The sequence below is a fragment of the Citrobacter sp. 506 genome, from assembly GCF_050434985.1.
Lineage (GTDB): Bacteria > Pseudomonadota > Gammaproteobacteria > Enterobacterales > Enterobacteriaceae > Citrobacter > Citrobacter braakii.
Genome location: NZ_JBNDJN010000001.1, coordinates 1,520,393 through 1,535,021, shown reverse-complemented (window position 1 = coordinate 1,535,021; position 14,629 = coordinate 1,520,393). Strand labels below are relative to the sequence as shown.

The following is a 14,629-nucleotide window of genomic DNA, read 5'->3' as shown; positions in this document are numbered from 1 at the left end:
CCTCACGCTTGCCGGGAATGTTCAAGTTCGGCCACCGCTTCTTCTGAGAGCGGAACATAGCCAAGCGGTTTTAACGTCAGCCAGATGCGGGCGCTGTCTTCCAGTTCTTCGGCGTTAAACACCGCCTCACGCAGCGAGCGACCGCTTACTACCGGCCCGTGATTGGCCAGCAGCGCGGCCGTATGGTCTGCCGCGATTTCACTCAGTGCGCTGGCAATGCCTTCATGGCCAGGCTTGAAATAGGGCAGCAGCGGTAACTGCCCGACGCGCATCACATAGTACGGCGTTAACGGCGGCAGGCAGTTTTTCGGCGTGGTGCACGGCAAGCAGGAGAGCGCGGTCAGCCATGGAGAATGCAGGTGCACGACCGCGCCGCAGGATGGCCGATGTCGATACCACGCCAGATGCATGGGCACCTCTTTTGAGGGTTTGTCGCCGCTAAGATGAACGCCGTTGGCATCCAGCCGACTTAGCGTGGCAGGATCAAGCTCGCCCAGACAAGAGTTGGTCGGGGTCACCAGATAGCCGCCATCCGGCATTTTGACGCTAAGATTGCCGGAACCGCCGCTGCTGTAACCGCGCATAAACAGGGAACGGCCATAGTGGACGAGTAGTTCGCGCAGTTGGTGTTCACTCACCGAATTCATAATGCGTACTCCTGGGCAGTAAAAAAGAAATCGTCGTCACCAAAGTTGCCTGACTTCAGCGCCAGCGCCAGACCGGAGGAAAATACCCACGGTACGCCTGGCGCAATGGCTTTGCCGACGGACAGACGCTTCACCTGCAAGGCTTCCACAACGGTGCCGGAGGTTTCTCCGCCCGCGACGATAAAGGTGTTTACACCCGCAGTTCGTAGCTTTGAACTCAGCCGGGCAAAAGCGTGTTCGATTGCCTGGCTGGCGGCCTGTTCGCCGTGCTCCTGTTGAATACGTTTGAGTACGTCTGGCGGCTGGGTGGCGTATATCAATGGCGCTAATGGGTCGCTGATATGCGTCATCGCCCAGGCGCTCAGTTCATCGGTGTAGCGTTCGGCATCAGACAGGCAGCGGGACACATCAAGCAAACGAGACGCTGCCGCGGCCTTATAGCGATTAACCTGACGATTGCTCATTGCCGAACAGCTACCGGAGAACACCACCGTTTTGGCAGGCAGTGGAAAAGAGTCTGGCGGCATGGATTGCTGGCCTCCGCTGCAGGCGGCCAGCGCGCCGCCGAGCCCGGAGCCACCGGCTAACAGAGGGCTGGCATGAAGAGCTTGCGCCAGCGTGTTGAGATCTGCTTCATCCAGCGTATCGACAATAACGTGACGCGTACCTTCAGCCTGAAGTTGGGCCAGGGCGTAAGTGACCGCTTCCACACCTTGACGCAGGGTCGTGAGGTTGATGCAACCAACCGCGCCTGGCGTTTGCGCGCTTAGCAGGCGCGGCAGGCTGGCATCGTTCATTGGATTGAGCGGATGCTTTTCCATCCCGGATTCGTTAAGCAGTACACCGTGTACAAAAAGATGACCATGCACCACCGTGCGTCCGTTTTGCGGCAGAGCGGGGCAGTGGACGATCAGCGGAACCTGCAGGTCGTTCATCAATGCATCGCTGACCGGGCCAATATTGCCTGTTGGCGTGGAGTCAAACGTCGAACAATATTTAAAATAAATCTGGCGGACACCTGCATTTTGTTTCAGCCAGCGGGCACAGGACAGGGATTGGGCGACGGCCTGTTCTGCGGGTAATGAGCGGCTTTTCAGCGAGATGACGATAGCGTCAACCTCTTCATTCCAGCATTGCGCGGTATCGGGCATACCGGGCAGAAGCGCGACGCGCCACCCCTGCTGCGCCATAAAGCTTGCAATGTCCGTTGCGCCGGTAAAATCGTCGGCGATAACGCCTGTGGTGACGGCCATGGATCAACTCCGTTCAGATTGTTTGCTAATTGAACATATTATTCAGGAGGGCCTTTCACATTCACATGATGATTATCACAAATAAGCACATCATCAATTCAGATTAAAAACGGGTAATTTATTGAAAATAATGAAGTTAGGTGTTGAGTGTTGCGAAAAGAGTCTCACAAGAGAGTGTGAAGATTCGTTAATCTTTGAGAAAGCGAAGTCGCGGTGTGCTGCAGAGTATTATCGTGGTCGCTATAATTTTCTTGCCAATTGATCATAATCATCTGCACAAATGAGATTATTTTTTGCGGTAAGCATCATTCTTTCCTGAGGCTAATTTTTGCATATTAGCGGCCTTAATATTGTTAATGCCGGAGGATAACGTGCCGCTGAAAATCCAGGATGACTATTTACACCGTTTTTTCTCTATCGCAGAACTCTTCTCCCGAGCCACTGGGTTAGCCACAGTCGTCGTTGATATTAACGGTATAGCGTTGTCTGAATGTCATAATTTTAATTCGTTTTGCACATTAATGCGTGCGGATGAGCGCTATCGAGCAGGTTGCCAAAAGTGCGACAAGTACTGTGCTTTTGAGGCATTAAAACAGCTTAAACCCAGAATACTCACCTGTCATGCAGGGCTAAGTCTGTTCTCGATGCCATTAATTCATGAGGGACATCTTTACGGTTTTATTATCTGCGGGCAGGTGCGGGTAAAATATCAGGAATATGAAACTATCGCTATTGATAACAAAAACTCATGGATTAATAACCCCGAAATTAAAGCTGAGTGGGGCCAGTCTGCGGTGGTGGATAATAATGTGCTGGTGGCGTCAGCAAATTTGTTAAGTTTTATTGTTGATAATTTTGAGAAAGAACAATTGATCTCTGAGAAGATTGTAGTTCCGGCAACCCGTTACGCTCATCATTATTTCACTGAGCCTTCACGCCACGAGAAAAAACTTATGGCGGCGCTGCGTTATATTGACGAAAATTTGTATGGTGAATTGTCTCTGGAATCTGTCGCGGCTCATGTGTGCTTAAGCGCGAACTATTTCAGCCGGTTTTTCAAGAAACGCCAGGGTGTTAATTTTAAAACCTGGGTGAGTCAGAAAAAAATGCAAAAAGCAGGGGAATTATTACACGATCCGCTTCATTCCATAGACAGTATTGCCAGGAAACTGCAATACGCGCAAACCAGTTACTTTTGCCGCGTTTTCCGGGCGGCGCATCAAACGTCGCCCCAGTCTTTTCGTCACGCCAGACTTTCGCAGTAAAGATTGTCTGGCAGCGTGATGGCTTCAGGTATAAAAGAGAGCCGATCGCTCAGGGTCACCACATCTCCGATTACAATCAGCGCCGGTGGTACAATATTAGCTTCCTGCGCCTTGATCAATAATGAACCGAGCGTGCAGGTCAGGCGGCGTTGATTTTCCCGGGTCGCGGACATAATTAGCGCGGCGGGCGTGTCTGCTGATTTCCCGCCCATCAACAGCTCTTCACAGATAAACGCCAGATTGGCGATACCCATGACGATGACCAACGTGCCATTAAGTTTCGCCAGTTGACGCCAGTCCTGCTGCTGATTGCCTTCCCGCGTGTGGCCAGTCACCACGTGAAAGCCGGAGGCAAAATCGCGATGCGTCACCGGGATACCGGCATAGGTCAGGCCGCCAATCGTAGAACTAATACCCGGTACAACTTCAAAAGGGATGCCCATTTCAACCAGATCCTCAACTTCTTCAGCCCCACGGCCAAATACATACGGATCGCCACCTTTGAGGCGCACAATGTTGTGGTGTGTTTGGGCATACTGGACCAGCAGTGCGTTGATTTCATCCTGGGGAACGCAATGGAATCCTGGATTTTTGCCGACATTGATAAGCAGGCAGTCAGGTAATGCCCATTCTAAAATTTTAGGATTGACCAGCCGATCGTAAATAATGACGTCGGCCTGTTTAATGCAGATCATTGCTTTGAGGGTCAGTAATGAAATATCACCAGGACCTGCTCCAACGAGCCAGACCTTTCCGAAAGTTTTCACAATGTGTCCTTTATCACGTCTGTCAAAAAATGGCACAAACGACATCAATAAATGATTAAAAGCAGTCGTTTGCCCGTAAGTTATAACGTGAAATTATCCAGGATTAGCGCGTGGATAATATTGATTAATCTCGCAAAGTTTTTTCTGCAATAAACAAGAAGACTTGAAAAATTATTAAGAACTTATTGGCACTATTTACTTAAGTTTAACCTTATTTAAATTGTGTTTATTGTTGTGCTTGAGTATTATTGGTTAATATTTATCCGCCATCAGTGTGAGCAAATCATGGATTGGATCAATGACATCAATGGAGAAAATAAAATATAACTCTCGGTGCTTATCTGGGTGCCTTGAATTATTTTTTATAAATTAAACTATTTTTGTACGCTGCATATGGAAGAGGTTATGAGAGGAAAAATACCCAAGACGGAGTTGCTGGTAACTTTTGAAGTGGTTGCGCGTCACGAAAGTTATACCAGGGCAGCTGAAGAGTTGGCGTTAACACAAAGTGCTGTTTTCCGCCAGGTGAATGCACTGGAGGATTTTCTTAATACCGCGCTATTTAATCATGCCAAAAAACGTATTTTTTTAAATGCGGCCGGCAAACACTATTTAAGTATCGTTAAAGAAACGTTAAATAAACTCGAGCGCGATACGACCACAATAATGACCTGGCAACCGACCGTACAGGTTATTGAGCTGGCGGTAAATCCGACGTTCAGTACGCATTGGTTGATCCCCAACCTGCGCGAGTTTAACAAACTCAATCCTGATATTATCGTGAACATCCATTCGCTGGCGAATATCGGTGATTTTCTTAATCGTGAGTATGATGCGGCAATTATGCGCGAAGATTTCTACTCACCGTGGTCAGAGGTTGAGTACCTGTTTGAAGAGGAAATTCTGCCAGTTTGCAGCCGCTGCCTGCTGGCCGAACCGGAACGGAAACTGTCAGTCCACGAACTGCTGAACGAATACCCGCTGTTGCACCAGAGTACGCGAATCAAAGGCTGGCAGGAATGGTTTGCGCTGTCCAACGTCAGCAGCCCGCTGGTAAATAAAGGCCCGAGATTTGATCTGTTGTCGATGTTGATTGCGGCGGTCCGTTCTAATCTGGGGGTTGCGCTGCTTCCTCGTTTTGCCATTCAGCACGATCTGGACAATGGTGATATGGTCATTCCTTGCGATGTTCCGATGCGCACCGGGAACCGTTTCATTATGACGTGGCGTGAAGAGAAATCGGAGTCTGCGCATTTACAGACATTTCGTAACTGGTTGCTCAGTAAGTCCGTGGTGTCGGCTGCCTGATGGTGGTTTGCGCTTTATCAGGCCTACAACGATTGGTAGGCCGGATAAGACGCGTTAGCATCGTTATCCGGCAAAAGAACGGCTACCAGTCGATTCCAATCTGTGCCTGAATCCCGCGGTCAAACGCGTGCTTGACCGGGCGAATTTCACTGACCGTATCGGCCAGTTCCAGTAACAGCGCATGGCATCCGCGCCCGGTCACGATGACGCTTTGCTCCGCAGGGCGATTTTCGATGGCGCTGATAACCTCCTGGGTGTCCAGATAGTGGTAAGCCAGCATGTAGGTAAGCTCATCCAACACCACCAGATCGTACTGCGGATCAGCCAGCATGCGCTTACTTTCCTGCCAGACTACCGTTGCCGCCTCGATATCCGCTTGCCGATTTTGGGTTTCCCAGGTAAATCCGGTGCCCATAATATGAAATTCGACACCGAGCGGTTGCAGCGTGTTGTACTCGCCATTATCCCACTGGCCTTTAATAAACTGCGCGATGCCAACGGTTTTTCCGTGACCAACCGCGCGCGTTGCCGTACCAAAGGCTGCGGTGGATTTTCCTTTACCGTTGCCGGTGAAGACAATCAGGATCCCTTTCTTCTCCGTTGCCGCCGCCACGCGGGTATCAACCTGTTCTTTCAGTTTTTGCTGACGCTGGCGGTGTCTGTCATTATTGGCTCGCGCTTCCATGGTGACTCCTTAATGTCCTGCCGGACAGGTTGCGCAGCGATGCTGCTGCTCAAACTGGCTAAAGAAGTTATTGCCTTTATCATCCACTAATACGAAGGCCGGCATATTTTTAACTTCCATCATCCACACCGCTTCCATTCCCAGCTCGGGATATTCAAGGCAGTGCAGGCTCTTCACGTACTGCTGCGCCAACAAGGCTGCGGCGCCGCCAATGCTGCCAAGGTTAAAACCACCATGTTTGCGACACGCATCCGTGACTTGCGCGCTGCGGTTGCCTTTCGACAACATGATCAGACTGCCGCCCGCGGCCTGGAAAGCATCGACGTAACCGTCCATGCGCCCGCCGGTTGTGGGACCTAGCGAACCGCAGGCCAGATTACTGGGGGTTTTAGCCGGGCCCGCGTAATAGACGATATGGTTTTTCATGTAATCTGGCATTGGTTCGCCGTTATCCAGGCGCTCTTTGATTTTGGCATGCGCGATATCGCGAGCCACAACAATCGGGCCGGTTAACGATAAACGCGTCCCAATTGGCAGAGTGGTGAGATCATGCAGGATCTCGCGCAACGGACGATTCAGATCCAGTTGTACGGTCTGGGCGCTATTTTCTACCCGCTGTGAATCGGGAATAAATTTGCCCGGATTATGCTCGAGTTTCTCCAGCCAGATTCCGTGTTTGTTGATTTTGGCCTTGATGTTGCGGTCGGCTGAGCAGGAGAGAGCCATGGCGATAGGGCAGGAGCCGCCGTGGCGTGGCAGGCGGATCACCCGGATATCGTGGGCAAAGTATTTGCCGCCAAACTGCGCGCCGATGCCAAACTCGCGGCTGGCGTTGAGCAGCTCGGCTTCCAGCGCCGTATCGCGGAATGCCTGACCCAGTTCGTTCCCGCTGGTGGGCAGGTTATCGTAATATTTAGTTGAAGCCAGTTTGGCAACCTTCAGCGTCTGGTCGGCGGACAAGCCTCCAACGACGAAAGCGATGTGATACGGCGGGCAGGCGGCTGTACCCAGTGATTTCATTTTTTCGATCAGAAACGCGGTGAGCTTTTCCGGCTGCAGAATAGATTTGGTTTCCTGGAACAGCGCCGCTTTGTTAGCAGAGCCGCCGCCTTTGTTGACGAACAGGAAACGGTATTCGTTACCCGGCGTGGCGCTGATGTCGATTTGCGCCGGCAGGTTAGTCTGGGTATTGACCTCGGTATACATGTCCAGCGGGGCATTTTGCGAGTAACGCAGGTTGTTTTCGGTGAAGGTGGTGTACACGCCTTTGCTTAATGCTTCTGCATCATCGCCGCCGGTCCAGACATGCTGTCCTTTGCAGGCCACAATGGTTGCCGTCCCGGTATCCTGGCAGTTGGGCAGGACGCCTTTGGCCGAAACCTCAGCATTGCGTAGCAGTTGCAATGCGACGTACTTATCGTTACTGCTGGCCTGCGGATCGTGCAGAATGCTGGCTATCTGTTTTAAATGCCCGGCGCGCAGGAAAAATGAAGCCTCATAAAATGCCTGCTGGGCTAATAAGGTTAGCGCTTCTGGCGCAACCTTAATCACTTCCTCTCCGTCTAACTCCGTTACCGCAACGTGCTGGTTACTCAGTAATTCATATTCGGTATTATCTTTACTCTGAACAAAGAGTTCCTGCCAGACAAATGGTTTAGACATGTTTACATCTCACCTTTTAGTTAATATGTCGGATGGCGCTCACGCCATCCGTAATTGCTTAATGCGCTAAAAAGACATTGGCTTTTGTCGCTTCGGCGACATATTCGATCGTTTTCTGGGCGCGAACGCTGTTACCGGCTTCATCCAGCGGCGGAGAATAGACGGCAATCGCATATTCGCCCGGGACAACGGCGACCATGCCGCCGCCGACGCCGCTTTTTGCCGGGATGCCCACGGTGTAGAGCCATTTACCGCTGCCGTCGTATAGTCCGGCAATCGCCATTTCTGCCAGCACCTGCGGAACATATTTTTCATTCAGCAACTGCTTGCCGTTGAATGGAGATTTGCCTTTGTTCGCCAGTACCGCCCCCATTTTGGCCAGTTGCTCAACGGTGATATCCACCGAGCACTGACGGGTATAAATTTCGACAGCTTCGTCGGTATTGCCATAGAAGCTGTTATAGGATTCCATCAGCTTCGCCAGCGCCTGATTGTGCTGGTTGGTTTCCATCTCGGATTTAAAGACCGGCTCATTAACCGTGAGCGTGGCGTCGGCCCAGACGTTCAGGTTGTCGAGGATTTTGTTCCAGCGATCGGTTTTGTCTTTGGCTTCAATCAGGCTAACGGTGCTCATCGCCCCGGCGTTTACCAGCGGGTTCTCAGGCGCGCCTTTGGTCAGCTCAACCGCTAAACCGGAGTTGAAAGGCATGCCGGTGGCATTGGCCCCGAGTTTAACCAGCACCACCTGAGGGCCGTGCTGTTCCATGGCGAGCGCCATGGTGAAGACTTTGCTCAGGGATTCCATGGGGAAGGGTTTGTTAACATCGCCAACCTGGTAGATCTTGCCGTCCACCGTGGCAATGGTGATGGCAAAGTTATTCGGGCTGTAGGTCGCCAGGGCAGGGATGTAGTCGGCGACTTTTCCATCGTGGTTACTTTTATATTTTTGATGTGCCTGGTCGATAAGCTTTGCGTAATCCGGCGTGGTTTGCGCGAGAGTCGTTGCGCTGAACAAAACGCTGAAGGAAAAAATACTCACGCCGAGAAGAGTTTTAGTCATGGTGCAATCCTGTTGGTGTACTCATCATGGTGCCGGATGGCGGCTTACCGCCTTATCCGGCCAACGGATAGTGAAACGTTATGTAGGCCGGATAAGCGCAAGCGCCATCCGGCAATAACGTCGTATCAGGACAACGCGACTTCTGTTTCGGTAACCGGACGTTCTTGTTCCGGGGTCTTCACTGGCGCAGTGCCACGACAACCCTGGCCGAAGTGTTCACCTTCCCAGCGACTTACAATGGCAGCACCCATTGCGTTACTCATGACGTTGGTAGCAGAACGACCCATATCGAGGAATGGATCGACGCCCATCAACAGGATCAGACCAGCTTCAGGAATGTTGAACTGGTTCAGGGTTGCGGCGATAACCACCATTGATGCACGCGGTACGCCCGCCATCCCTTTAGAGGTCAGCATCAGGATTAACAGCATGGTAATTTGCTCGCCCATGCTCAGCTCAATGTTGCACGCTTGAGCAATAAAGACGGTGGCAAATGAGCAGTACGCCATGGAGCCGACCAGGTTAAAGGAATAACCGATAGGCAGAACGAAGCTGGCGATTTTTGAAGAAACGCCGAATTTTTCCAGCTTGTCCAGGGTGCCCGGGAAGGCGGCTTCTGAGCTGGAGGTAGTAAAGGCCAGCAGTGCAGGCTCGAGGATTGATTTGGTCAAACGCGCGATGCAAGGCCCGACTATCATGGTTGACAGGCCAATCAGGATTGCCCACAGCATACCCAGGGTCAGATAGAATTCACCCATGAAGATCCCGGCGCTGACCATTACACCCAGACCACGTTCGGCAATCAGACCAGAAATAGCGGCAAAAACGGTCAATGGTGCAAACAGCATGACGTAGCCCGTCAGCTTCAGCATCACGTGTACCAGTGAATCCAGAACCTTCACGATAGGCTCGGCTTTTTCACCAATTGCGGCCAGGCTGCAACCGAGGAAAATTGAGAACACCACGATCTGCAGAATTTCGTTACGCGCCATCGCATCGACAATACTGGTCGGTACCGCGTGCGAGATAAACACTTTCAGCGTGAATGGCTCTGACTTAACGGCGGCAACAGCCCCGACGTCATGTGGCACGAAGTTGATCCCCGCGCCTGGCTGGAAGATGTTAACGATAACCAGACCCAGTGCAATTGACACCAGAGAGGCGCAAATAAACAGGAAGAAGGTTTTCGAAAATATACGTCCCAGCGTTTTGGCATCGCCCATTTTGGCAATACCAACAACCAGAGTTGAAATAACCAATGGCGCGATAATCATTTTTACCATGCGTAAGAATATGGTGGTAAAAATAGAAATATCTGCTGCATAGGATTTTGCTGTTTCAGCCGCGGCCATATTATTTATGGCCACCCCGGCAATCATGCCGAGTATCAGGCCTAATATGATCATCTTCGTTAAACTTATTTTCTTCATGTGTACTCCATCGGATAAAGGCTGGTAATTTGAATTGTGTAGGGTGGCGTGCGCCTGAGCCTGGACAGCAGCTCAGACGCACGCCTGTTGTGACCAACCGCATGAATAATTCGAAGCACTGTGATACCGCTGAATTCAGTGCTCCAATGGTTGTTATTGTGTGTTTTGTTACAAGTCGAACTCAATACTTAATAATGGAGCGTGTTGCTGGGCACCATAAACATCATTGTCACCGACGTTGCCGGAAATAATATCGCGCGGCATGACGATTTTTACGGCATTCGCCGGATCGAACCACACGATATTATGAATGAAGTCAGGTTCAACATTATATAAACTGGCAATAAGCTGCGGCGTTAATTGCTCGCAGGCTTTTACCCGCTGATAGTCTTCCCTGGTTTTAAATAAAATATCTAAAACCAGTTCGTACGGTCCGGCGTTTTTGGAGCGAATAACCTGCGCCAGTGAACAAATTGAGTGTTTCATGCCTGAACTCCTTCTGGCGTCACCTGTTCAATGTGGAAATCAAATCGCAGCGCATCGCTCGCTTCAATCAGGTGATAGATCGAGAACTCATACACCGGTCCACTTTGAATATCAGATGGCGAGAACGGGAAGGCGAGGTTGCCCGCAGTCGCAATGCGATTTTCATAGCCGTAGTGCAGCAGGGTAGAGCGTACCAGCGAGCAAACGCTGTTGGCGATATCCTGCGTCGGCGCAACGACATCCAGTAAAATCCCCAGCTCATGACCGGCGGTTTTCATCGGTTCATGGTTGCCCATCACACCGTTCTTACCATACAGGTGGAACGTCATGCGGATACTGTCGTCATTCAGAGAGAGGTTACGCGCCACGCTTGCCTGTACCTCTTCGAGAATGGTGTCAATCCCGGCAATCATAATTGGGTCGCGCGTTCCGGCGATGGTCAGGCAACGGAAGCCAACCTGGCGCGCGCCTTCCAGTTTCAACGCATACGGTGTTTCTTCATGACGTGAACCACTGACATACACTTCGCCCTCGTTAACCTGGGTAAAGGTGCACGCTTTCAGGTTCAGCACGCCGCCTGGTCCTGGCAGGAAGTACGGATCGGACTTCTCATACAGGGTGTGCGCCGCAGCGGAAGTTTCAGTGAACTTACGCTTGGGATTGAACGCCTTCAGCGTAAAGCCGTTGTCATCAATGATCCCCATCGCACAATCTGAGCCGGAGCCAGGGGTGGCGGCAATGGCAGCACACTCAAGGATCTTCCCGCAATGAAGTGCCAGACCTTCATCAAAGCCCTGCATTATTGGCAGCGCGGCGAAGCAGGCCGGATCGTAGGCACGTCCGCCCAGAACCACCTGCGCGCCAGCTTCGAGCGCACGCTGAAAAGGCTCGACGCCCATCTGCGCGACAATGTAGGTGCTCTCTTCAATTGCATCGTGAGTCAGTTCAGGCACAAAATCGAGCGCGGTGATTTTGCCGTTATCCAGCGCCTGATGAACGATTTCTTTGTCGACATCAGACGGGATTAACGCCATTGAGAAGGACAGTTTTTCTTCCTGTGCGATCTCATGGATTATCTGGCGACACCACTCCAGATGCGGAGCTGCGCCAGAACCACCGGCCGTGCCGATCACTACCGGGATGTTGTTCTTCACGCCTGCCACGATCATATAGCGCAGATCGCGTTTCACACCGGCCCGGTCGGTAAAGGGTTTACCCGCCCCCAGATAGTGGGGGCCTGGATCGGAGGAACCTGCGTCAACAGCAATAAGATCCGGTGACTCTTCCATGGCTTTACGAAAACTTTCTTCCGGGAAGCCATAACCCAGGATAGCCGTAGGCGATAAGATCTTAAATGTGCGTGCCATCTCTTAATCCTTAGTTTGCAACAGCGCGATGGTGCGGTTCATTTCGTTAAACACGATGTTGAGACCTTCATCGAAACCCATACCCGGCTTGATCAGCATGCGCATTGGACGCGCAGCCAGCGCGACGTGTACGCAGGTACGCGCACTGATTTCCGTTTCGTTACAGGTACCGCCCTGATAGGCTTCCATTCCGTGTTTGTTGCAATACAGCACCGCATCGACGATGTTGTGAATACCGCCCAGATCCGGGGTCTTGATCTGCACCATGTGGCAACTGCCCGCGTCGGTGAAGTCCACGATATCCTGATAGGTGTTACACCATTCATCCGCAACAATTTTCACGCCGGAACCCAGACGGGTGAGCTCCTGAGTGATCTCGGTGAGCATGCGGATCTGATCCGGCTTGTTACCGGCATCTACCGGGCCTTCAATGTACAGCGGCAGGCCTTGAGCTTCGGCTTCCAGGCTGGCGATGTATTCGGCGCAACGCACCGGATCCATATCGAAGATCAGACCGATGGTGCCGTAGACATCAATATGCAGCGTCGGGTGATAGGTTTCGTTGGTGCGCAGGCTCAGGATGCGGTTTGATAACCAGCGGACGTACTCACGCAGTTTTTCGCCTTTGAAGCCCAGCTTCTCTTCTACGTTATTGATCAGCGCATGCGGCAGGACGTCCACACCTTTGAGGATCATCTTGTCGACAGCGATATAACGGTCGTCGCCGCTCTGGCCAAATAATGGAATGGCTTCCGGGACGCACGGCAGTTGCCATTCATCACAAACCACTTCTGCTTTCAGACGACCGGTAGCCAGTGCCGCCGCGTCGAGCAGCGCCTGAGACAGACCATAACGTACGGCGGTATGCAGCAGATGGCCGTCAATACGCAGTTCGTCAAAGAAACGGGCGTTGGTCAGGAACGAATCAACGTCGCGGCCTTCCAGCAGCGGTTTGATGTGATCGTTAAGGAACGGAATGAAGTTTTCAGCCAGGAACAGCGGATCGCGTCCACCTGCACCTGAATATTGCACCGCTGCACAATCGCCCACTGCTACTGCGCCGTTTTCCAGAATCAGCTGTACGGATACGCATTCACCCGCCTGACGAACAGACGTAAATCCAGGCGTTACCGGAGCGCCGGTATAGATAAACCCGTCATGACCGGCGCCGTTTTTGATGGCCTGCTGATCGTCAAAATAAAATGAGGAGTAGCCAGCTGTGAAAAGGGCCTGTTTAATTTTCATTATGGTCTTCCTATTAATTTACTGTGGGATACGGCGTTGATGTCATCAATGACCATCTGGAAAGAAGGCTTGCGGCCTTCGAAATGCGCGCGCTCTGCGACGTAGTCGTGGTGCAGGGCGAGAATGTCTTTCGGCAGCGGAACGGAGCCGGCTTCGAGAATACGGATGGCGCCTGTGTTATCGCGAACAGGCAGGATCTTACCGGCGTTACAGGCGGCAGGCGCGAAAGGTACATCCAGTACGCCTGCTTCAAAGGCCAGCACTGTACCGCGCGCAATGTCGCCATTGCCAAGTTCGAAGACTTTCTTCAGCACCGCGCGGACTTCGCTCTTAATCAGATCAACTTCCTGCTCCACGGCAGCGCACTGCGGGAATTTCTGGTCGCTGACCATGTTGAGCATCTGGCGTGAAGCTTTCAGACCCTGGGCGTTCGCTGCTGCCGTTGGGATACCGAACGCTTCGTGCGGACTTTTGGTGATCACTTTGGTGGCACCTGACATACCGGCAACCGCTGCGCCCCAGGCGATAACGGAGAAGGCTTTTGCTTCATCTTCCGGGAATCCGCCCATCCACTGGTGGAAAACGGTACTCAGTTCGTAATCGTCGAAGCCGTGGTTATGGAAATATTCGTGGGAAAGTTCGCGCAGCGCCTGAATCGCTGCAATATCCTGCGTCAGGCTACCGACCTGGCCGTAGCCAACGGTAATTGACTTGACGCCTTGTTCCAGAGCCAACAGACCTTCGATAATCGCCACCGAGTGGGACATAAACGGCGGGATCAAGGTGCCGGTCAGTGGGCCAAACGGTTCACGGTTGATACGAATACCGTTCTCTTCGTACATGCCCATCAGGCGGTCGCAGTACTGCCAGTCGCGGATGGATTTTTCCAGAGTGACACGTTTAGCGTAAGGAATGTTGTAGGAGATGCCGCCGCCTTCGTAGCTGGTAAAGCCACTGGCCATGGCGATTTCTGCCAGCAGGCGCGCATCCGGCGTGCCGTGACGAACCTGGATTGGTTTTTCCAGCGCTTCAGTCATACGACGGCAGGCAGCAACCCCGTGATTGACGACCGGTAAACCATTCAGCTTAGAAGTACCTGCTTCGATAGATTTCTGGATCCCGACGGCGGCTTCTTCATAGCGGTTCAGACGGGTATAGGCATCGATCGTACTCGGCAGGAGGTCGCACTCTTCCTGCAATGTTTTGAGCAGCGCAATATGCTCATCCATTAATGCTACGCCTGCGCGCGGCTGGCTCAGGGTTTTCCCTTCCTGATCGGCCTTCAGCAGAGCAAGGGAGAAGCGCTTATTATCCGGGATTGATTGCTGGTACTTCACGCCATCTTCGAAGTTCTCAACGTCTTTGCCGGTTTCCCAGGTTTGTAATACCTGATGCCTTTCGGTCATGAATTCGTCATGGGTCAATTTTTTATTTCGAAGTTCCATTCGTAGCTG

12 protein-coding genes and 1 pseudogene are annotated in these 14,629 nt (G+C 52.0%); 2 read left to right on the top strand and 11 right to left on the bottom strand.

All coding sequences use genetic code 11. The features are described 5' to 3' along the window. Positions 1 to 2: 2 nt before the first annotated feature. Together ABIE10_RS07620 and otnK are read right to left on the bottom strand one after the other, a co-directional pair. Positions 3 to 647, bottom strand: coding sequence for an aldolase (locus ABIE10_RS07620; protein WP_016152294.1), 645 nt, complete (start codon positions 645 to 647; stop codon positions 3 to 5). Beyond that, positions 644 to 1,900: a 3-oxo-tetronate kinase gene (otnK, locus tag ABIE10_RS07615; protein WP_049281823.1), complete on the bottom strand. Its 1,257-nt coding sequence runs from the start codon at positions 1,898 to 1,900 to the stop codon at positions 644 to 646. The genes ABIE10_RS07620 and otnK overlap by 4 nt, the downstream gene beginning before the upstream one ends. 371 nt (positions 1,901 to 2,271) lie before the next feature. On the opposite strand from otnK, the gene ABIE10_RS07610 reads away from it, so the two are divergent. After that, positions 2,272 to 3,165: a PocR ligand-binding domain-containing protein gene (locus ABIE10_RS07610; protein WP_429155183.1), complete on the top strand. Its 894-nt coding sequence runs from the start codon at positions 2,272 to 2,274 to the stop codon at positions 3,163 to 3,165. On the opposite strand, the gene cobA is transcribed toward ABIE10_RS07610, so the two are convergent. Next, positions 3,144 to 3,932, bottom strand: a complete 789-nt coding sequence (gene cobA, locus ABIE10_RS07605) for a uroporphyrinogen-III C-methyltransferase (protein ID WP_200048814.1) — start codon at positions 3,930 to 3,932, stop codon at positions 3,144 to 3,146. The genes ABIE10_RS07610 and cobA overlap by 22 nt on opposite strands. Before the next feature lie 405 nt (positions 3,933 to 4,337). Between cobA and ABIE10_RS07600 the strand changes: the two genes are divergently transcribed. Continuing rightward, on the top strand, positions 4,338 to 5,240 hold the full coding sequence (locus ABIE10_RS07600; protein ID WP_047359471.1) for a LysR substrate-binding domain-containing protein: 903 nt from the start codon (positions 4,338 to 4,340) through the stop codon (positions 5,238 to 5,240). A gap of 82 nt (positions 5,241 to 5,322) precedes the next feature. Here ABIE10_RS07600 and cobO read toward each other — a convergent pair whose 3' ends face one another. The 8 genes and pseudogenes from cobO to ABIE10_RS07560 form a co-directional block, all read right to left on the bottom strand. Beyond that, positions 5,323 to 5,925: a cob(I)yrinic acid a,c-diamide adenosyltransferase gene (gene cobO, locus ABIE10_RS07595; protein WP_016156012.1), complete on the bottom strand. Its 603-nt coding sequence runs from the start codon at positions 5,923 to 5,925 to the stop codon at positions 5,323 to 5,325. Positions 5,926 to 5,934: 9 nt separating this feature from the next. Continuing rightward, on the bottom strand, positions 5,935 to 7,587 hold the full coding sequence (locus ABIE10_RS07590) for a class I fumarate hydratase (RefSeq protein WP_047497766.1): 1,653 nt from the start codon (positions 7,585 to 7,587) through the stop codon (positions 5,935 to 5,937). Positions 7,588 to 7,645: 58 nt separating this feature from the next. Next, positions 7,646 to 8,647, bottom strand: coding sequence for a glutaminase A (glsA, locus tag ABIE10_RS07585; protein WP_429155179.1), 1,002 nt, complete (start codon positions 8,645 to 8,647; stop codon positions 7,646 to 7,648). 148 nt (positions 8,648 to 8,795) lie between these two features. Further along, positions 8,796 to 10,077, bottom strand: a pseudogene (locus ABIE10_RS07580) (dicarboxylate/amino acid:cation symporter); the annotation flags it as partial. Between the two features lie 168 nt (positions 10,078 to 10,245). Then, positions 10,246 to 10,563, bottom strand: coding sequence for a DUF4387 domain-containing protein (locus tag ABIE10_RS07575; protein ID WP_016152303.1), 318 nt, complete (start codon positions 10,561 to 10,563; stop codon positions 10,246 to 10,248). After that, positions 10,560 to 11,930, bottom strand: a complete 1,371-nt coding sequence (locus ABIE10_RS07570; protein ID WP_016156013.1) for an acyclic terpene utilization AtuA family protein — start codon at positions 11,928 to 11,930, stop codon at positions 10,560 to 10,562. Before ABIE10_RS07570 ends, ABIE10_RS07575 begins: the two co-directional genes overlap by 4 nt. Positions 11,931 to 11,933: 3 nt before the next feature. Then, positions 11,934 to 13,175 (bottom strand): methylaspartate ammonia-lyase, encoded by a 1,242-nt coding sequence (locus tag ABIE10_RS07565; protein WP_016152305.1) that lies wholly within the window; start codon positions 13,173 to 13,175, stop codon positions 11,934 to 11,936. After that, positions 13,175 to 14,620 carry a methylaspartate mutase subunit E gene (locus ABIE10_RS07560; protein WP_047497775.1) on the bottom strand — a complete coding sequence of 482 codons (1,446 nt, stop codon included), beginning with the start codon at positions 14,618 to 14,620 and terminating at the stop codon, positions 13,175 to 13,177. The genes ABIE10_RS07565 and ABIE10_RS07560 overlap by 1 nt, the downstream gene beginning before the upstream one ends. Between the last annotated feature and the right edge of the window lie 9 nt (positions 14,621 to 14,629).